This is a genomic window from Luteimonas abyssi (genome assembly GCF_001482195.1).
Classification (GTDB): Bacteria; Pseudomonadota; Gammaproteobacteria; order Xanthomonadales; family Xanthomonadaceae; genus Luteimonas; species Luteimonas abyssi.
This window is the reverse complement of the sequence record NZ_KQ759763.1, coordinates 1,282,873-1,302,649: the sequence shown is the minus strand read 5'-3', so window position 1 is coordinate 1,302,649 and position 19,777 is coordinate 1,282,873. Positions and strand designations below refer to the sequence as shown.

The 19,777-nt window shown below is 70.0% G+C and carries 17 protein-coding genes and 1 tRNA gene; 6 read left to right on the top strand and 12 right to left on the bottom strand.

Annotation, left to right across the window (positions count from 1 at the left end):
• Positions 1-10 precede the first annotated feature (10 nt).
• Positions 11-391, top strand: coding sequence for an ArsR/SmtB family transcription factor (locus tag RG19_RS05360; RefSeq protein WP_058834370.1), 381 nt, complete (start codon positions 11-13; stop codon positions 389-391).
• Between the two features lie 336 nt (positions 392-727).
• Here RG19_RS05360 and RG19_RS05355 read toward each other — a convergent pair whose 3' ends face one another.
• The 6 genes from RG19_RS05355 to RG19_RS05330 all read right to left on the bottom strand — a co-directional run bounded on the left by RG19_RS05355 (position 728) and on the right by RG19_RS05330 (position 7,180).
• The gene (locus RG19_RS05355; RefSeq protein ID WP_157515166.1) at positions 728-1,354 is read right to left on the bottom strand and encodes a hypothetical protein; all 627 of its coding nucleotides are present in this window, start codon (positions 1,352-1,354) and stop codon (positions 728-730) included.
• Between the two features lie 137 nt (positions 1,355-1,491).
• A complete protein-coding gene (locus RG19_RS05350; protein WP_157515165.1) occupies positions 1,492-2,244 on the bottom strand; it encodes a hypothetical protein in 753 nt (250 codons plus the stop codon).
• Positions 2,245-2,297: 53 nt separating this feature from the next.
• Complete coding sequence (locus tag RG19_RS05345; RefSeq protein ID WP_058834367.1) at positions 2,298-3,614, bottom strand: MFS transporter; 1,317 nt, start codon at positions 3,612-3,614, stop codon at positions 2,298-2,300.
• 65 nt (positions 3,615-3,679) lie between these two features.
• On the bottom strand, positions 3,680-4,045 hold the full coding sequence (locus RG19_RS05340; RefSeq protein WP_058834366.1) for a DUF6164 family protein: 366 nt from the start codon (positions 4,043-4,045) through the stop codon (positions 3,680-3,682).
• Positions 4,046-4,365: 320 nt separating this feature from the next.
• Positions 4,366-4,821, bottom strand: a complete 456-nt coding sequence (locus tag RG19_RS05335) for a PA2169 family four-helix-bundle protein (RefSeq protein ID WP_058834365.1) — start codon at positions 4,819-4,821, stop codon at positions 4,366-4,368.
• 325 nt (positions 4,822-5,146) lie between these two features.
• Complete coding sequence (locus RG19_RS05330) at positions 5,147-7,180, bottom strand: alpha/beta hydrolase family protein (protein ID WP_058834364.1); 2,034 nt, start codon at positions 7,178-7,180, stop codon at positions 5,147-5,149.
• Positions 7,181-7,413: 233 nt separating this feature from the next.
• Between RG19_RS05330 and RG19_RS05325 the strand changes: the two genes are divergently transcribed.
• Complete coding sequence (locus tag RG19_RS05325) at positions 7,414-7,890, top strand: FKBP-type peptidyl-prolyl cis-trans isomerase (RefSeq protein WP_058834363.1); 477 nt, start codon at positions 7,414-7,416, stop codon at positions 7,888-7,890.
• A gap of 269 nt (positions 7,891-8,159) precedes the next feature.
• Here the strand turns inward: RG19_RS05325 and RG19_RS05320 are convergent, their stop codons facing one another.
• Both RG19_RS05320 and RG19_RS05315 read right to left on the bottom strand, forming a co-directional pair.
• The gene (locus tag RG19_RS05320) at positions 8,160-8,771 is read right to left on the bottom strand and encodes an HD domain-containing protein (protein WP_058836428.1); all 612 of its coding nucleotides are present in this window, start codon (positions 8,769-8,771) and stop codon (positions 8,160-8,162) included.
• 32 nt (positions 8,772-8,803) lie between these two features.
• Positions 8,804-9,451 carry a DUF998 domain-containing protein gene (locus RG19_RS05315; RefSeq protein WP_058834362.1) on the bottom strand — a complete coding sequence of 216 codons (648 nt, stop codon included), beginning with the start codon at positions 9,449-9,451 and terminating at the stop codon, positions 8,804-8,806.
• Between the two features lie 146 nt (positions 9,452-9,597).
• On the opposite strand from RG19_RS05315, the gene metX reads away from it, so the two are divergent.
• Both metX and RG19_RS05305 read left to right on the top strand, forming a co-directional pair.
• The gene (metX, locus tag RG19_RS05310) at positions 9,598-10,713 is read left to right on the top strand and encodes a homoserine O-acetyltransferase MetX (protein WP_058834361.1); all 1,116 of its coding nucleotides are present in this window, start codon (positions 9,598-9,600) and stop codon (positions 10,711-10,713) included.
• 78 nt (positions 10,714-10,791) lie between these two features.
• Positions 10,792-11,382 carry a cysteine dioxygenase family protein gene (locus RG19_RS05305; protein WP_058834360.1) on the top strand — a complete coding sequence of 197 codons (591 nt, stop codon included), beginning with the start codon at positions 10,792-10,794 and terminating at the stop codon, positions 11,380-11,382.
• Between the two features lie 65 nt (positions 11,383-11,447).
• Here the strand turns inward: RG19_RS05305 and RG19_RS05300 are convergent.
• The 4 genes from RG19_RS05300 to RG19_RS05285 all read right to left on the bottom strand — a co-directional run bounded on the left by RG19_RS05300 (position 11,448) and on the right by RG19_RS05285 (position 17,190).
• Positions 11,448-11,534 (bottom strand) — tRNA-Leu (locus tag RG19_RS05300).
• Between the two features lie 88 nt (positions 11,535-11,622).
• Positions 11,623-12,726 (bottom strand): NAD(P)H-binding protein, encoded by a 1,104-nt coding sequence (locus RG19_RS05295; RefSeq protein WP_202905317.1) that lies wholly within the window; start codon positions 12,724-12,726, stop codon positions 11,623-11,625.
• Positions 12,727-12,870: 144 nt separating this feature from the next.
• Entirely contained in the window at positions 12,871-16,056 is a 3,186-nt protein-coding gene (locus RG19_RS05290; RefSeq protein WP_058834359.1) for an efflux RND transporter permease subunit, read from the bottom strand.
• 3 nt (positions 16,057-16,059) lie between these two features.
• A complete protein-coding gene (locus tag RG19_RS05285) occupies positions 16,060-17,190 on the bottom strand; it encodes an efflux RND transporter periplasmic adaptor subunit (protein ID WP_082672489.1) in 1,131 nt (376 codons plus the stop codon).
• Between the two features lie 311 nt (positions 17,191-17,501).
• On the opposite strand from RG19_RS05285, the gene RG19_RS05280 reads away from it, so the two are divergent.
• Positions 17,502-18,452: an AraC family transcriptional regulator gene (locus RG19_RS05280; protein ID WP_058834358.1), complete on the top strand. Its 951-nt coding sequence runs from the start codon at positions 17,502-17,504 to the stop codon at positions 18,450-18,452.
• A 132-nt stretch (positions 18,453-18,584) separates the two neighbouring features.
• Complete coding sequence (gene tssA / locus RG19_RS05275) at positions 18,585-19,652, top strand: type VI secretion system protein TssA (RefSeq protein WP_058834357.1); 1,068 nt, start codon at positions 18,585-18,587, stop codon at positions 19,650-19,652.
• Positions 19,653-19,777 lie beyond the last annotated feature (125 nt).

Below are 19,777 nucleotides of genomic sequence, written 5' to 3'. Positions count from 1 at the left end.
ATTCGACTGCATGGTTGCGCATAGATCACGCCTGCAGGCACCCGGTGCCGCCGACGCCGACCCCGTGCTCGATGCGGTGTTCGGCGCACTCGCCGATCCGACCCGACGCGCCATGCTGCACCGCCTGGGCGCGGGAACCCGGACCGTCGGCGAGCTGGCGCAACCGTTCGCCATGTCGCTGGCGGCGGCGTCCAAACACATCAGGGTCCTGGAACGCGCCGGGCTGGTGCGTCGCGAGATCGACGGCCGCACCCACCGCGTCCGTCTCGATCCCCTGCCCCTGCACGCCGGCGTCGAATGGCTGCGCCACTACGAGCACTTCTGGAACGCGCGCCTGAACGCCCTGGCCGCGCTGCTCGAGACCGAAGATTCCGCGTCACCCAGACGCTGAGGAGATCGCCCCATGCCCGACCGAATCCGGTCCCAGACGCCTCGCCCGCGCGTGGAGCGACACACCGCACCCGGTCCGATCCATGCGGTACATGCCCCGCGGGCCACGCCATGACGAGCTTCGCCGGCAGCCGCCGCATCTGGCGATCCTGATCCGGCGCCTGCGCGGCCCCGACCGCCCGACTTCTGGCCGCTCCACGGGGCGCTGGAAACGCGTTACCGAGATCCGAGGCATCGCCCGGCGACCGCGCCCGGCCGCGATGAAAAAGCAAAGGGCCCGACGAGCGGGCCCTTTTCCTGAGACGCATCCGACCCGAACGGCCGGCCGGCACGCCCGTCAGCGGCGGGCGTAATACGACGACGAGGCGCAGACCACCACGTCCTGCGCGCTGGGCGCCGGCATGTCGTGGCCGCGCAGCCCCATCACCCGGACCACATCGTTCTCGCCTTGGGCAACCTTGGTGATCGCCAGGTAACCGGTCTTCATGTCGCGGCAGATCGCGTTGCCCGGCGCGCTGGTCGGCCAGGTCTCGCTCACCACGCGACGCAGTTCGACCGGATGCTCGCCACCGATCATCAGCGCATCGGCGTAGCGCTTGCCCGGCAGGAATTCGTCGCGGCCGCGCAGGATCGCGATCCGCTCGGTGACGAACTCCGCACCGTTCTCGCCGACGATGCGGGAGCCTTCGATCTGGAGGCGCCCGGTCACCGACTCGGCGATCGGGTTGCCGGTCTCGAACAGACCCAGCGCCACCGGATGCAACATCGGCGGCGCGGCACGATTGCTCGGCCGCTGGCTGGGGTCGTGGCTAGGCACATCCGCCGGCGCGGGCGCGGGCGTCACCAGCACCGGCGCGGTCGTCGACGTATGGCTGGGTACGTCGGCCCCGGTCTGCGAGCAGGCGCTCAAGAAAGCGGCTGCTGACAGGGTGATCAATACCTGGCTGAACTGGGAAGCTTTCATCGACGACTCCGGATGCAGGCGCCCATTATCCAAAAATGAACGCGAAGAGATGTTCACATCTTGTAATCCGTTGCCTGAACTTCAGTGATCGGGCATCCATCTCCGAGCTCACATCGGCACCCGACGACACCGAACGGTCAGCGACGTCGCTGCATCTCATACTCGAGGGTGTCGCAGGCACGGATGTCCTCCGCACCCGATGCCGGCGTCGAGCGGCCCTGCAGGCCGACCAGCCGCACCACGTTACGGTCGCCTTCGCTCACCGCCACCAGGGCGATGAAATCGGGCTCGCCGCTGGCGCAGATACCCGGTCCCCGCGGCTCGGGCGCCGGCGACATCTCACCTTCGTTCGACGCCTCGGCGCCCTCGTCGCTGGCCGCGACCGAGGTCTCTTCCCGCCCCGGCGGCACGTCCGCCGGCGATGCCGGATCGCCGGCTCCGGCCTCGGCGCCTTCGACCTCCGCATCCTCGCCGGGCACGACACGACGCAACTCGACCGGCTGGGCCGCGCCGACCATCAGCACATTGGAATAGCGTTCGCCGGGCCTGAACTGGTCGTCGCCGCGCACGATCGAGATGCGCTCGGTGCGCAGCTCGACGCCGACGGTCCCGGTCAGGACGTCGTCGCCGATCTCGAGGACGCCGGTCGCGGCGTCGGCACGCTCGCCGCGTGGCTGGAAACGGCCAGTGGCGAGCGCCTGCAGTTCGGGCGGCGCCGCGCGCTCGATGCGCCTGACGGAGGGATCCGGCTCCTGGAGCCCGCTCGGCGGCGGCGCCGAACCGGCGCCACGCTGCTCCGACGTCGGCGCCGGGGCGTCCTGCCCCCCGCAGGCGACGAGCACCAGCGCGAACAGCGAGGTCATGGCGAACGGGCGAACGGCTGGGGACATCTTCACGGCTCCTGGCGGGTTCCCTGCGGTCCGCATGATTGGACCTCGGGCATTCAAGACGTGTGAGCGTCCGCCGCGACACCGGCGGACGGGCCGTCGTCGCGCAGTGTCAGCAAGGCGCCGAAGGTCAACGTGGCCGCCGCGCAGAGATACAGGCCGACCGCGCCCAACCCGTGATGCACACCCAGCCAGGTGGCGATGTAGGGTGCGAACGACGCGCCCAGGATGCCCGCCAGATTGAAGGCCAGCGACGCCCCGGTGTAGCGCACCTCCGCCGGGAACTGCTCGGCCAGCAGGGTGCCGACCGGCCCGTAGGTCAGCCCCATCAGCGACAGTCCGATGACCAGGAAGGCCAGCGTACTGGCGGTCGACCCGCCCACGAACAGCCGCTCGAACAGCAGTCCGAACACGAAGATCCCCGCCGTCGCCAGCAGCATCGCCCGGCGCCGGCCGTGACGATCGGCGTACAGGGCCGCCATCGGGATGGTCAGCGCGAAGAACACCACACCCAGCATCTGCAACCACAGGAAGGCATCGCGCGTGTATCCCAGCGCCGAGGTGCCCCAGCTCAGCGAGAAGACCGTCATCAGATAGAACAATACGAACGTCGCCAGGGTCAGCAGCGTGCCGGCCACCAACGCGCGCGGGTGCCGCAACAGCACATCGGCGATCGGGATCCGCACGCGCTCGCTGCGATCGAGCACGCGCTTGAAGTCCGGTGTTTCTTCGATGCGCAGCCGTACCCACAATCCCACGGCGACCAGCGCCGCGGATGCAATGAACGGAATCCGCCAGCCCCAGTCCATGAAGGCCGCGTCGTCCATGAACGCGGTCAACAGCAGGAAACTCCCGGTGGCGAGGAAGAAACCGATCGGCGCGCCCAACTGCGGAAACATGCCGTACCAGGCGCGCCGGCCGGGCGGCGCATTCTCGGTGGCCAGCAGCACCGCCCCGCCCCACTCGCCGCCCAGGCCCAGGCCCTGGCCGAAGCGGCACAGCGCCAGCAAGGCGGGCGCCATCACACCGATCTGGGCGTATGTGGGCAGGAGGCCGATCAGCACGGTGGACACGCCCATCGTCAGCAGTGCCGCCACCAGGGTGGCCTTGCGCCCGATCCGGTCGCCGAAGTGGCCGAATACGGCCGAGCCGATCGGGCGGGCCACGAACGCCAGTGCGAAGGTCGCCAGCGACTGCAGCATCGCCGAGGCGGGATCGCCGGCCGGGAAGAACAGGTGCGGAAAGACCAGCACCGCCGCGGTGGCGTAGATGTAGAAATCGTAGAACTCGATGGTGGTACCGACCAGGCTCGCGAAGAGGACGCGACGCTTGCTGGCCGGCGTCCGGCTGGACGCGGATGGGGAGACGCTCATCGGTGACCGGTGGGGAGAGGCGGGCCGACAATGGCACCGCCCCGCACGCTACCGGCAGACCGTCGCTACCGCCAGATCAGATAGCCGGGCAATGCCATCAGCGCGAACAGGAGGACGATGGCCACGACGCGCGCGATCACCCACATCGGCCGTTCGCGCAACATGCCTGCGAACGTCTCCGCCTCGCCGCGCCGCTCGGCTTGTGCCTGTTCGTTGCGGACGCGATCGCGCAAGGCGGCCTGGTAGTCGTCCATCAGGCGCCTGGCATGCGGCCAGTCGCCATCGTCTTTGATCCAGATCGCGCCGCCGGTGATGCCCAACGGACCCGGGCGGGTCTGGTACCAGACGATGCGGTTCGCATCCAGGAACGCGCGCACGCCGTCGGCCTCGTCATCGGGCACGTTGCGCAGGTGGAGCAGGACTTTGGACATCGATACGGCGGTCGCTGGAGGAATGGCCATTCTAAGCGGCTGCGCGCAAGCCGGCCGCGCCGGCTCGCCCTTGCCCGGATGCCGCCGCGCCACACCGGGAGATCCGGATGCTCCTCCAGCCGGGATCCCGGCCCTCAAGGAACCGCAGCCGGCGGGCTGGGGCGAGGAAGCCATGCCCGGCATCGCACAGCGACCACGCGTCCCGGCCACCCGACGTGAACAGGCCCGCCACGGCGACCGGGCGGGCCTGTTCGGCCGGAACGTTCCCGCCCGGCGCATGCAGACGGATGCGGCGCCGGCGACACCGGCGCCACGAACCGTCAGGCGGAGTTCTTCATCGCCAGCTTGCGCGTCCGCATCACGTCGTGACACGAGCGCACTTCCGGCATCAGGCGGGTCACCACGTCACGGGCGGCCGGCGGGGTCTTCTCGTCCTTGATCGCGTCCTCGAAGGCGTGCAGCAGGCGATCCTCGGACTCTTCCAGTTCGGCCACGTAGCCGTACTCCTTGTCGCCCAGCGCGGCGCGGATCTTGCCGTACATTTCCTGCATCGAGCCACGCAGGGTGCCGGAGTCCTCCGGCTCGCCGCCGACCGACTGCACAGCGGAGCCGAGGTCGGCGATGATCGATTCCTTGACGCCCGCGATGCGCACGAACAAGGTCTTGAGCTCGGCATCGTCGACCTTCTGGGCGGCTTCCTGGTAGAAGTCCCGACCGTCGCGCGCGATAGCGATGAGGTCGTTGAGAGTGTGCGTGGTCTTGCTCTGGGTGCTCATGGTGTAACTCCTGAGTCGTGATGTGTGTCGGTGTCGCAGGGTCGCGTTCCGCATCCCCGGCGAATGCCGCGGATCGGCCCGGGCACACCTGACCGGGGTGTCCTCGACGGCATTGCGACGATCGCGAACCGGAAGCGTCGTTCGCATCGCTGGGCCATCTGGACGACGCGACGGACGATACGTTCGACCGACTCAAGAAGACGTGATCCGAAACGCTCACGCCTCGCTTACGAAACCCGCATTTATCGGCGTTTTAGCTGCGGTGCACGCATGAAAAGGCCGGCGCAGAGCGCCGGCCTGAATCGGAACACACCGCAGTCTCAGCTCAATCGGTCGCGGGCAACGCGTAATCGATCCGGTATGCCGGCGGTTCGCCCCCGGGTCCGGTGAGGTAATGCTCCATCCACTGCATCAGGCGCATCGCGTAGTCCCATCGGGAGGCGGCGCGCTGGTTGCCGTGCCCTTCGCCCGGATACAGCACCAGCCGCACCGGCGCCTGTCCGGCGAGTTGCAGGTAGCGATACATCATGTAGGACTGCATCACCGGCACGCGCGGATCGGCCTCGCCGTGCAGGATCAGCGTCGGCGTGCGCGACTTCTGCGCGTGGGTGATCGGGCTGGTCTGGCGGAACATCTCCGGGTCGTCCCAGGGCCAGGTCCCCATGTGCACCAGATATTGTTCCTGCGGGATGTCGCCGGTGGTGACCAGGCTGGCCTGATCGGAGATGCCCACGAACATCACCGAGGCGGCGAAGCGTTCGCTGTAGTAGGTCGCCCCCCAGGCACTGGCATAGCCGCCGTAGGAACCACCGGTGATGCCGACCTTGTCGCGATCGACCAGGCCGATGTCGATCAGGTGATCGACGCCGTCGACGAGATCGTCGAACTCCTCCATGCCGGGACGGCCGAAGCCGGCCTTGGAGAACTCGACGCCGCGCCCCGTGCTGCTGCGGTAATTGGGAAAGAAGCTGGCGAAGCCACGCGCGGCGGCCACCTGTGCGGGCTGCGAGTACCCGGTCAGCCAGCCATTGGAGTAATGCGACTCCGGCCCGCCGTGCACGACGAGCATCAGCGGCACGCGCTGGTCGCCCCGACGCTCCAACGGATGCACCAGCAGCCCTTCGATGTCCAGGCCGTCGCGCGCGGTGTAGCGCACGACTTCCTGCCGTGCCAGGCGGACATCGGCCAGCCAGGGGTTGCTGTCGGTCAGCCGCACGGGCGCCGTCCCGTCGCGACCGAGCTGGAACACTTCCTGCGGATGCGCCGGCGAGTGCCCGATCAGCGCCAGATCGCCGCTGCCGCGGGCGACGCTCAACCCGCCCCAGACCGGCCCCTCGGCCGCCAGCAACGTCTGCTGTCCGCTGCCGTCCACGCCGACCTCGCCGATGCGCGTCTGCACACCTTCCTGGCTCAGGAACAGCACGCGCCCGTTCTCCCGCCAACCGACATGGGAGACATGGCCCAGCAGCCCGGGCAGCACGTCGCGCTGCGCACCGCCGGCCTTGCCGACCACGGTCAGGCGTCCCTCGGCGGCGTCGTGCTCGTCGGCCGCCGACACGATGGCCAGGTGCTCGCCGTCCGGACTCCACGCCAGTTGTCCGAGCTTGCCGGGATTGTCCACCCGCCCGAGCTCGCGGCCATCGGTCCCCACGATGCGCACGCGCGCGAACACCAGGGTGTCGTCGGTCAATTGCCGTGGCGTGACCACGAGGGCGAGGCGATCGCCTGCCGGGCTCCAGTGCACGCTCTGCACGCTGCCCTCGATCGGCACCGCACGCGGCTCGGCGCCCTCGGCCACGTCCTGGATCCACAGTTGCCGCGGCACCCAGTCCTCTTCGTACACCTTCTGGGTGAAGCCCTGCTTGCGCTGGGCCTTGAGTTCGTCGCTCTCGGGCTGCGGCGCGAGCAGCGCGACCTGCCGTCCGTCGTGCGACAGGCTGTACCCGGCGATGTCGGTGTCCAGGGACGCGAACCGCACCGCCTCGCCGCCGTAAAGCGGGATGCGGTAGAGGCTGCGCGCATCGTCGCCCTCGCGCTTGGACAGGAACGCGAGCTCGCGCCCGTCGGGGAACCAGGACGGACTGGCGACCTGGGTCTTGCCGGTCACGTAACCCCGACTGCGGCCGTCGCGCGAGACCACATGCAGTTCGGTCCACGCCGGGCCATCGTCGTCCGTGCCGGGTTGCCGCGGCACCGCCAGCACGTACGCCGTCTCGCTGCCGTCCGGGCCGATCACGGCACTGACCGCCGTGCGCGTCTTGGCGACCTGTTCCAGCGTCATGCCGTCGCGCGCCTGCGCCCATACCCCCATCGGCCACAGCAGCGTCGCCGACAGGCAGAGGTACCCGATTCGCCTCATTGCCCCACCCCTTCGATGAACCAAACCCTCACTTTGCCACACCGTTGCACGGGTGCAGCAGTACCGGCCCGCGATGCGGCGCAGGCCCGTCGAGCGGTCGCACGCGGCGACATCCATGAACGCGTGCGGTTGCGATGCGCGCGCGCATTGCCTAGCCTGATCGCCTCGTTCCGCTTCTTTTCGCACCGTGAATCCGCCGGTGCATCCCCACCCCACTGCCACAGGAGAGATCCATGGAGATCGCGCCAGAACGCGTCGTCAGCTTTCACTACACCCTGACCGACGACGACGGTCAGGTCATCGACAAGTCGCCGCAGGGACGCCCGCTGAGCTACCTGCACGGCGCCGGCAATATCGTGCCCGGCCTGGAGAATGCGTTGGTCGGGCGCAAGGCCGGCGATGCGCTGAATGTCGACGTCGCCCCCGAGCAGGCCTACGGCGTGCGCAACGACGGGCTGGTGCAGTCGGTGCCGAAGCAGGCCTTCCAGGGCGTCGACGATGTCCGTCCGGGCATGCAGTTCCGCGCGCAGACCGAGAACGGTCCGCTGCTGGTGACCGTGGTCGAGGTCGCCGAGAACGAGGTCCGCATCGACGGCAATCACCCGCTCGCCGGGCGCAATCTGCATTTCGCCGTGGAAATCGCCGCTGTCCGCGACGCCTCGGCCACCGAGAAGGAAGCCGGCCGGCCCGAGCCCGAACAGGCGGCCTGACGCAGCCGCACCCTTCGCCCGTACCCGCGCGCCGGCACTCGTCACGAGCGCCGGCGCGTTTTTCCCTCTGATGATTGCCGAGGCTCCCGGTCGCGACGGCCGCCAGGGGATTTCTCGCACCGCCGCACCCGGGGCCCTGGAGCCCCTCGACGGCAGCCACAGACGTCTTCGGCGTGCGGCTGTCGATCACCGGAACGCGATGATCGGGCGCAGAAAGCCGATCACGGGCGACCTGCCGTCCATCCAGCCGTCGACCGGACGACGTGCACTCAGCGCTTGGTGAACAGCACCCGGCGGAGATTGCCTCGTGCCGCCGCATCTAGGCGCGCATGGAATGCTTCGCTGAGAAAGATGCGCGGACGTCGCAGCAGACCCGCCAGGAACCGGCGCCGGTTGATCCTGTACAGCCAGCCCGGCACCCGGCCGCGGTACTCGGTGGCGATCGCACGGTCGTAGGCGTCGAAGGCGGCTGCAGGCGCACCCAGGATCGCCATGTCGCAGTCGAGGAAGCGACGCATGTCCTCGCCGTCGCCGTCGTCGGCGAAATCCCCCGGCGCATGCTGGCCGTGACGCGCCGTGGCTTCGATCAGCGCGACGACGCGTTCGGCATCGAGCCCCGCGTCCGGCAGCCAGCGCGCGATCGCCTCACGCGCCATCGCCGCCGAACGCGCTTCGTTGTCGCGCGCACCCGGCTCGTACACCGCGTCGTGATACAGGGTGGCCAGCCAGATTTCGCGCGGCCGCGACCAGCCCCCGCCCGCATGCACCGCGGCGACCTCGCGCATCACGTCGCCGACATGGCCGAAGTGATGATAGGCGCGGGGCGGCGCAGCATACGCCGCCTCCAGCGCCTCCCGCTGGGCGACGGGCAGCGCCGGCATGCTCGGCAACGCGTAGACGTCGGGTGCCGCGGTCATTGCAGTGCCTCGGTCCGTTGCCGCACGGCGAGTTGCGCCCGCAGGCGCGCCCAGGCCAGGCAGAACCACGCCGCAACGATGGCGATCACCGCCTTCTGCGATACGCCCGACGGCAGCGCCTGGACCAGCACCAACATCCACATCGCGACGAAGGCCGCCACCGCGATCGCCAACGCCGCAGCGGCGCTGCGGCGCCACACCGGGTCGCGCCGCATCCAGACCGACTGCAGGATCATCGCCACGATCGTGCACAGGAAGGCCGCGTGCGCGGACAGCCCGTGCAGCCAGCCGACGAACGTGGGGGCGACGCCGTCGAGATCCATCGGCGCGAAGGCGGTCACCACCAGCGCCGCCGCACCGGCCACGAACAGCAGCAACGGCCCGATGCTGCGCGCGGCCGGCGCCAGCGTCGCGCGCACGCCAAGTGCGATGGCGACGATGGTCGCCGCCAGCGCGCAGTACGCGGCCTGCAGCCAGCTCCCGTGCGGCTGCAGCAGGTAACGGCTCATCTGTGCATCCCACCAGTGCAGGTCCGGTCGCAGCAGATGGACGACGACCGCCATGGTCGCGAACAGCGCCATCCCGGCGCCGGCCACCGGCACGGCAGCGCGCAGGACGGGAGAGGCATGGGTCGGATCGGTCATCGCGGCGTGCAGGACGGAAGGTCCCCATTCTCCTACAGCCCACCGAAGCCCGACGCATTTTGGCGCAGGTGTTGCGCACGCGCGCGCAACACGGTGGGCGCATGCATCGCGTCCGTGGCATGCGGCGACTGTCCTACACTTGTCCGATGAGCGAATTCATCCCGCCCGGCACCCGTTTCCTCGCCCTCGACGCCCCCCTGCCGATGAAACGCGGGGGCCGCCTGCAGCAGGGCCGCCTGGCCTACGAGACCTGGGGCACGCCATCGGCGGCCGGCGACAACAGCATCCTGATCCTCACCGGGCTCTCGCCCGATGCGCATGCCGCCGCCCATGCCGACAATCCGGCGCCGGGATGGTGGGAGGCCATGCTCGGACCGGGCAAGCCGATCGACACCGATCGCTGGCACGTCGTCTGCGTGAATTCGCTGGGCAGTTGCAAGGGCTCGACCGGGCCGGCCAGCCTCGATCCCGAGACCGCGGCACCCTACCGCCTGCGCTTTCCGGAGCTGTCCGTCGAGGACGTCGCCGACGCCGCCGGCCGCGTGGTCGACGCGCTCGGCATCGACCGGCTCGCCTGCGTGATCGGCAACTCGATGGGCGGCATGAGCGCCCTCGCCTTCCTGCTGCGCCATCCGGGCCGCGCGCGGGCGCACATCAACATCTCCGGCGCCGCCCGCGCATTGCCCTTCTCGATCGCGATCCGCTCCTTGCAGCGCGAGGCCATCCGCCTCGATCCGGCGTGGAACGACGGTGCATACGATCAGGCGCACTACCCGGAAAGCGGCATGCGCATGGCCCGCAAGCTCGGCGTGATCACGTATCGCTCGGCGCTGGAGTGGGACGGCCGTTTCGGTCGCGTGCGGCTGGACTCCGACCGCCGCGCCGACGACGACCCGTTCGGGCTGGAATTCGAGGTCGAAAGCTACCTGGAGGCGCACGCCCGGCGTTTCGTGCGCAATTTCGACCCGAACTGCTACCTCTACCTGAGCCGCAGCATGGACTGGTTCGATATCGGCGAGACGTTCGGCGGCGACACCGACGCCGGCCTGGCCGCGATCCGCATCGAACGCGCGCTCGCCATCGGCGTGGGCACCGACATCCTGTTTCCGCTGCAGCAGCAGGAGCAGATTGCCGACGGCCTGCGCGCCGGCGGTGCGGCGTCGCACTTCCTGCCGCTGGATTCGCCGCAAGGGCACGACGCTTTCCTGGTGGACATCGCCCGCTTCGGGCCGGCGATACGGGGCTTTCTCGACGCGCTGTGAAGTTTCGCCGTCATGCGCATTCAGGCCGCCACGGCGGCATCGCGCCGGGTCCAGCAAGGTCGGGCGTAGAATGGCGGGATGACTATCGCCACGCCCGACATCCGTTTCGACGGCCGCGAACGCCTGATCCGAGCGGTCGACGCCGCAGTCGCCCATGGCGACGAACACGTCGTCACCGCGGCTTTGCGCAGCGTGCTGTGCGAAATGATCCGCGACCCGCACATCGCCTTGCCGGCCTGCGTCCACGAGCCGATCAGCGACCATTACGCACGCCGCGAGATCTACCGCAGCCCCACTCACGGCTACAGCATCGTCGCGATGACCTGGGGCCCCGGCCAGGGCACGCCGATCCACGACCACTGCGGCTTATGGTGCGTGGAAGGGGTCTGGAACGGCGAGCTGGAGATCACCCAGTTCGAGCTGCTCGAGCGCGACCACGAGCGTTTCCGTTTCCGCGCCGCGGGCGGCATGCAGGCCGGCCCCGGCAGCGCCGGGAGCCTGATCCCGCCGCACGAGTACCACACCATCGGCAATCCGAGCCCCGACCGCATCGCGGTCTCCGTGCACATCTACCAGGCGCCGATGGACCACTGCGCCAAGTTCGTCCACGACGATGGCGAGTGGTACCTGCGTCGCGACAGCGTCCTCAGCCAGGATCGCGCGGCCTGAGGCAGGCCGCAGGACGGCGGCCCGGGCGCAGACACGACGAAGCCCGCATACGCGGGCCTCGTGTCTGGTGCCGAAGGTGGGACTCGAACCCACACGCTTTTAAGGGCGGCGGATTTTGAGTCCGCTGCGTCTACCGATTCCGCCACTTCGGCGCGGACGGCGAGTATAGCGGAGCTGCGGCCCGACGGGGTCGTCTTGACAGCCGATCCACCGGCATACATGCGATGCGCCACCGCCCGATCACGTCGCCTGCCGGCTGTCGCCATCGACGAGCGGCCGCAATGTGTCCAGACACCACGTCCTGAAGGTGGTCGGCGTCCGGTTGTCCCGCGTGCGCGCCACCGCGTTGTCGAGCCCGCCCGCCTTGGCCCGGGCCATGTCGGCCATCCCCTGGGCCATCGCCGCCGACATGCCGCGCTGAACGAAACCGTCGCGATAGGCCTCGTAGGTCGTGTGCACATAGCGCACGGGACGGCCGAGCACCTCGGACGCGATGGCGGCCATCGCATCGAAGGAAAGATCTTCGGGACCCAGCACCGGCTGCTCGCGCTGCCCGGTCCAGTCCGCGGCCAGCAGCAGCGATGCCGCAACCCCGGCGATGTCGCGCGAGGCCACGGCCGGCATGGCGACGTCACCGGGAATCGGCCCGAAGAACACCCCGCGCTCGCGGATCGCCGGGGCCTGGCGGGCGATGTTGTCCATGAACGACGGCATGACCAGCGCGCGGAAGTGGACTCCGCTGGCGGCGATGAGGTCGTCCATGGCCAGCGAGCCGGTCACGAATCCCGCCTCGGCCGCCAGCGGGGTGCCGCGGCCGAGCGCGGAGATGCCGACCACCCGGGGGACCCGATAGCGGGCGAACGCGGCGGCGGCGGGGCGCGCGAAATCGACGTAGGCCGACGCGACGCTCGATGCCTGCGGATCCGGCGGACACAGCCAGAACACCGCATCCGCGCCCTCGCAGGCCTGCGCGATGACGGCGGCGTCGCCATGCGAACCGACCACGATCTCCGCCCGTGCGCGGACCTCGGCCGGCAACCGGTCCGGATCGCGCGCCACCACGCGGACGCGCACCGGCGCGGCGAGCAGATGGTGCAGTACTTGCGCACCGAGGGTCCCGGTGGGCGTGGTGACCACGATCCGGCGATCGGGCACGCCGGGGCTGGCCGTCGATCCGTCGGTGCCGGCCGTCGATGCCGTCGCTCCGGCCCGGCCGGCCATCGCCGGTCCGGCCGCACCGACGCCGGCCAGCACGCCGCCGCCCAGACCCCATGCGAGATCGCGCAGGAAGCGTCGACGGGTCCGGGCAGAAGCGCGGTCGGCTGTGGATGGCGGAATCTGCATGCTCTGAACGCTCCGATGTGGCCGAATGCGGCCGTTGGAGCAGACTAGGCCGCGCCTGCCGCCCGCCCCATCCTTCACCGTCCAGACGATCGTCGAGATCATCCGGATGTGGCCAGGCCCGTCGCCGCATGGGTACCCGTCCGCTCAACCGCTGCGCGCGTGTCTCCCGGCGCCCGAGCGCCGGCGCCATACGGCCCGCCAACGACCGCGCAGCGACAGCGTCGTCACGATCAGCGCGGGCAGGAAGGTCACCGTCACCAGCGCCGAGAACGCCACGCCGAACAAGACGATCACGCCCAGACCCCGATACAGCTCGGTGCCGGCACCGGGGATCATCACCAGTGGCGCGATACCGAAGATCGTGGTCAGCGTGGACATCAGGATCGCGCGCAGGCGCAGGCGCACCGCATCGTCGACGGCGGCGACCACCGAGGCCGCGCCCTCCTCCAGGCGCTTGTAGGCCTCCACCACGATCAGGATCGGATTGTTGGTCACCGCGCCGAGCAGCACCAGGAAGCCGAGCACGGTGATCATGTCGAACGGCTGCGCCGCCCATCCCAGGCCGATGCGCCCGAGCAGCGCGCCGAGACCATTGAACAACGCCAGTCCGATGATGCCGCCGGCCAGCCCCAACGGCACCGTCGCCATGACGAACAACGGCCGGCCCCAGTGCCGGAAGATCGCGACCAGCATCAGATAGGCGAGCACGATGGCGATCATGAAGTTGCCGGTCACCGCCTCGCGGGTGGCGTCGAGCTGGTCGCTGGCGCCGGAGATCTCCACGGTGACACCGGCCGGTATCTCGCCTCCGGCACGCATCGCCGGCACCAGTTCGTCGCGGACCCGCGCCACCCCCGTCTCCAGCGCCACCGACCGCGGCGGCACGATGTTGAGTGTCACCGTGCGACGCCCGTCGAGCCGGCGGATGCTGTCGGTGCCGATCGTCTCGCGCAGTTCCGCCAGCGCCGAGAGCGGCAGCACCGCGCCCGACGGCGTCGCCACCGGCAGGTCGCGCAGGCGGTCCAGCCGTTGCCCGCCGCCGGCGGCGTCGAACAGGTAGATGTCCACGCGCCGGTCGTCGAGCACGATCTCGTCGGCATACGCGCCGTCGCTCAACGCCGCCACCGCATAACCGAAACGCTGCGCGTCGAGCCCGACCTCGGCCAGGCGCTCCCAGCGCGGATGCAGTTCCAGCATCGGCTGGTCGAGGCTGAGCGAGGCGGGATCCGCCCCCACGCGCGCGCCGTCGAACAGTTGCTCGGCACGCGCATACGCCGCGCTGGCCACTGCATAGACGTCGGCCAGGTCGGTGCCCGACACGTCCAGGTTGATGCTGCGCGTGCCACCGTCGTTGCTGGAGATGATGGAGCCACGCGAGGAGAACGCGCGCATGCCCGGCCAGGCGCGGAAGCGCGCATCGAACGCATCCATCAGCGCATCCACCTCCGACAGGACCTTCGGATCGGCCACCACCATCAGGCCCTGCGCATCCACTCGCAGGTTGAAGAAGCGCAGTGCCGGCATGTCGCAGGCGCCGCGCGCGAAACAGTGGTCCGGGTCGTCCAGGCGCGGCCGGAGATCGGCGATGAGCGCCTGCGCAACCTGTTCCATCTCGCCGAGGTTGTAGCCGGGTGGCGCGATCATGCGCGAGAACACGCGCGCTTCCTCGCCTTCGGGCAGATATTCGGCCGGCGGCGTCAGCGCCACCACCGCGAAAGCCGAGAGCGCCACCGTGCCCCCGATCAGCACGGCGCGCCGGCCAGCTCCCTGCCCGAGCCGGCCGAGCCGCAGGCCCAGCCGTTCGATCGCCGCGTCCACACGCTGCTGTCCCGGCGTCGGCGCCGTCGCCGCGGTGCGTGCCTGCAACGCCGGCACCACGGTGATCGCGACCGCCATCGAGGCCAGGATCGCGGCCGAGATCGCGATGGCGATGTCCGAATAGAGCTGGCCGGCTTCTTCCTGCACGAACAGTGTCGGCGCGAACACCAGCACCGTGGTCAGGGTGCACGCCAGCACCGCCTGCCAGACCCGGCGCACCCCGGCCACCGCGGCGTCGAAACGCGACATGCCGGCACGCCTGGCCTGATCGATGCTCTCCAGCACCACGATGGCGTTGTCGATGGTCATGCCGATCGCGAACGCCACGCCGGCCAGCGAGATCACGTTGAGCGTGCGTCCGGCCAGCAACAGGCCCACGAACGCCACCAGCGTGCACAACGGGATCGCCACCACGCCGGCGAGCGTGGATCGGAACGAGCGCAGGAAACCGAACATCACCAGCGTCGCCAGCAGCGCGCCGAGCGCCAGATTGCGCCAGACGTTGGCGATCGAGGCCTCGACGTAACGCACGTCCTCGTTGCTCAGCGCCAACACCAGCCCGAGCGGCGCGAGCAGGTCGGCGTTGATGGCCTCGACCTCCGGCAGGACCGCGTACTTGGTCTGGATGATGTTGGAACCCGCGCCGCGGCGCAGGGCCAGGCTGAGCGTCGGCTCGCCGTCGAAGAACGACGCCTCCCGCCGCTCGTGGTGGTCGAGGCGGACGGTACCGAGATCGGACAGGCGCACCAGCGCGCCGTCGCGCTCGGCCACCACCAGTCCACCGATCGCCTCGACGTCGCGGAACCGCCCCACGGTGCGCACCAGCACGCGGTGCTTGCCGTTGTCGAGATCGCCACCGGAGCGATCCACATTGCGTGCGCGCAGCGCGTCGCGCACGTCGCTCATGTCCAGGCCACGCTGCGCCAGCCGCGCGGCATCGATCTCGACCCGGACCTGGCGTTCGGCGCCGCCCCCGACCTCCACCAGCGAAATGCCCGGCACCCGCTCCAGGCGTGGCCGCACCTGGTCCTCGACGAAGTCGCGCAGCATGTCGAGGTCCAGCGTCGTCGCGCTGCCCGGCCGTGCCGATACCCGGAAGTACATGAACGGATTGTCGGAAAACGAATGCGTCGTCAACGCCGGTTCGTCGACGTTTTCGGGATACGCCGGCACCTGGCTGAGCGCGTTCCCGGCCCGGATCAGCGCCTGGTTGATGTCGACCCCGAACGGGAACTCCAGCTCGACCAGTCCGCGTCCGGCACTGGCGGTGGACACCATCCGGCGCAGGTCGGGCAGCCGGCGCAGGTACTGTTCCTGCTCGATCAGGATCTCCTGCTCCACGTCCTGCGGCGTCGCGCCCGGCCAGTGCGTCTCGATACTGATCGTGCGCACTTCCAGGTCCGGGATCATCTGCACCGGCACTCGCAGCGCCGCCGCGATGCCGAGCACGCCGAAGATCAGGACCGCCACCGCGATCAACGTGCCGTGGCGGAGCATGCGCTCGAACCCCATCGCTCAGTGCTCCACGATCGCGACCGCCTGTCCGTCCTCGAGCGCCTCGTTGCCGCGGACCACCACACGCTGCCCCACCGCCAGGCCCTCGACCACGGCGGCCTGACCGGCATGCTCGTGGATCACCCGCACCGCATGCCGGCGCGCGACCGGGCGCGTGGCATCGTCCTCGACGACGAACACCGCATGGCCGCCGTCGGGCTGGCGCAACAGGGCGTCGCGATCGAAGGCCAGGGCGTCGGCGGCAGGCGGCAACGCCACTTCGACACGTGCAGACGACCCCGGCAACAGACCTGCGTGCGGATCGTCCACCTGCAGCCGCAACAGGAACGTGCGCGCGCCGACCTCGGTCACCGGCACCCGGGCAACGATGCGCGCGGGCAGCCACGCGCCACCCGGCGCATCCGTGGCCACACGCACGACCACGTCGTCGTCGAATCGGGCGAACCGCTCCTGCGGGACCCGGACATCGATCCGGACATGGTCGGTGGCGACGAGCGACAGCACCTCGGTGCCACGCTCCACCCATTCGCCGGCTTCGGTCCGTTTCTCCGCCACCACCCCGTCGAACGGCGCGGGAAGCCGGTGACGTTCGAGCAACGCCTGCTGCTCGGCGGCCCCGGCGCGCGCGGATCCGGCAGCCGCGCGTGCCCGCTCCAGGGCCGACGCGCGCGCCTCGACCTGGGTGGCGGCGATGAACCTGCCGGCGACCAGCCGCTCGGCTTCGGCATACAGCCGCTCGGCCTCGCGCGAGGCGGCTTCGGCTTCGACCGCCTGCGCCCGGGCACGCGACAGGGCCTCCCGGCCGACCGCCGGGTCGAGTTCGATCAAGACCTGTCCGGCATGCACCCGATCGCCCGCGTCGACGTGAACGCGGGCGACCAGGCCGTCGACTCGTGGCGACAGGCGTGCTTCACGCTCGGCGGTGACGGTGCCGGTCAGCGAGAACCGCTCACCGAACGTTGCGCTGGCCACGCTGGCGACCGCGACCTCGACGGGTGGGTCCTCGTTGTCGGCAGAACCGTCGTTCGAGGCGCCACACGCCGAGAGCAGCAACGCACACAGCGACAGCAGCGCGGTTCGTGAGCAGGTGTCGGGCGCGGGGAAGGTCGGGAGCTGAGTGGGCAAGGTCATCGGGTCTGCGAACGCCGACCGGACACTGTCCGACCGACTTGGAAGGCGGGGCGACCACGGCGGATGCCGCATGCGATGCGCCCCGTGCGTAGCACCGCGGACACCGCGGCATCGGCACGCATGTCGACGACACCGGCCGGCGGCATCGGCCGCATCCTGCGGTGGGTCGACGTTAGGCGATCATCGACGCGCGGCCCATGCGGGAAGGTCCGACCCGCATGCGCGATCGTCCAGAACGCCCGCTTCCACGTTGAGGCCGGACGATCGCCCGGTTAGATTGATCCGATTACTCGCGATCGTCCGAACTACGCATGGATCCCCTGTCCGACGTCCTGTCCCTGCTCAAGCCCCGCAGCCACGTGTCCTCCGGCTTCGATGCGGGCGGCGACTGGTCGATCCAGTTCCCGGACCAGAACCGCACCATCAAATGCTATGCCGTGGTCTCCGGCGCGGCCTGGCTGGCCGTGGACGGCGTGGACGCCGCCGCGCACCTGCGCCAGGGCGATTGTTTCGTGCTGCCCACCGGGCGCGCGTTCCGCCTTGCCAGCGACCCCGCGCTGTCGCCAGAGCCGTCGAGCCGGTACTTTCCGCCGCCACGCCCGGGTAGCGTGATCCGGGTCAATGGCGGCGGCGACTTCTTCATCGTCGGCAGCCGCTTCGAGGTCCAGGGCCGGCATGCCGGCATCCTGATGGGACTGCTGCCGCCCATCGTGCACATCCATCGCCAGGCGGACCAGGCGGCACTGCGCTGGTCGGTCGAACGGATGATGCAGGAGTTGCGCGAGCCGTTGCCCGGCCACGCGCTGGTCGCCCAGCATCTGGCCCACCTGATGCTCGTCCAGGCGCTGCGCCTGCACGTCCACGACACCCCGGCCCATGCGGTGGGCTGGCTGTTCGCGCTCGCCGACCGGCAACTGGGCGCGGCCATCGGCGCGGTCCATGCCGACCCCGCCCATCGCTGGACCCTGCAGGCGCTGGCCGAGCGTGCGTGCATGTCGCGCTCGTCGTTCGCGTTGAAGTTCAGGGACGCACTCGGTGCACCGCCGATGGAATACGTCACCCGCTGGCGGATGGTGCTGGCCGCGGACCGGCTCGAGCACACCGACGATCCGATCTCCAAGATCGCGCCCGCCCTGGGCTACGAATCCGAAAGCGCGTTCGGCACCGCCTTCAAGCGCGTCATGGGACAGTCGCCGCGCGAGTACGCACGCATGCTCGACCCCGCCGCGGACACCTCGCAACGCGCGCTCGCGGCGGGCTGAGCCCGCGCCGCGCCGGTCGCCACAGCCGGGCCCGTGGTCCGCAGGCCCGGACGGGCCACGGGGCAGCGGGGTTTGCGCGAGGTCCGGAGCGGGTAGAATCGGGACCGGATTCTGGAACGGACTCTCCCGGACATGCTGGACCTGGACGACCTGCTCGCGCCCATCGACGAGGCGTATCCCGCCGGCGAGGATCTCGCCTTCTCCATCGAGCTCGATGCGATCCAGGACGCGCGGCGCGCGGACGACCCGACCATCGAACAGGGCGAGTGGGTCACCGACATCAAGGTGGCCGACTGGACCACCGCCGCACGCCTGTGCACGGACCTGTTGCGCACCCGCACCAAGGATCTGCGCGTGGCCGGCTGGCTGGCCGAGGCCAATGGCCAGTTGCACGGGTTCGCAGGCCTGGCCGCCGGCTTCCGCCTCGTGGCGGGGCTGTGCGACCGCTACTGGGACAGCCTGCATCCCCTGCCCGACGGCGACGACCACGAAGAGCGGATCGGCAATCTGAGCTGGCTGTTGAGCAATTCGCTGCAGTGGCTGCGCATGCTGCCGATCGTGCAGGCGCCGCAAGGTCGCTACGGCCTCGGCGACTTCGAGTCCGCACACGCGCGCGGCGAGCAGGACGCACACGACGGGCGACCGGGTCTCGAACTGCTCGAGGCCGCGCGTCGCGATACCCCGCACGCGTTCTATCAGCAACTCTCCGCGAACGTCGACGAGTGCGCCGATGCGCTGCGCGAACTGCAACTGGCCGTGGACGCGCGCCTGGGCGTTGACGGCCCGAGCTTCGCCGCCGCCACCGACCAGATCGACGACCTCCGCCGCATGGTCGGCCGCTTCGCGCGCGAAGCCGGCGTCTTGGTCGACGGCGGGGCCGGCATCACCGAAACGTCGACGTACGACGCCGATGCGGCCTCGGCCGACGGTGCGGTGTCCGCCGCTCCGGCCGCGGGCGGCCCCGTTGGCGGTCCGCCCACCTCGCGCAAGCAGGCGCTGGCGCAACTCCGGCAGGTCGCGGAATTCTTCCGTCGCACCGAGCCGCACAGCCCGGTCGCCTATCTGGCCGACAAGGCCGCACGCTGGGGCGAAATGCCGCTGCACATCTGGCTCAAGCGGGTCATCAAGGACCATTCCACGCTGGAACAGATGGAGGAAATGCTCGACGTCGACAACAACCCGCAGGATCCCTACGCCTGACCGACCGCGTCCGCTGGTCGGGCCGACCCGGCCATTCCGAGCCTTATGGCGCCTCGCGCCGAGCGCATTGACCCGACGGCCAATCGCGCTTTCATGAATGGACGCGCGATGCGGGAGCATGCCTG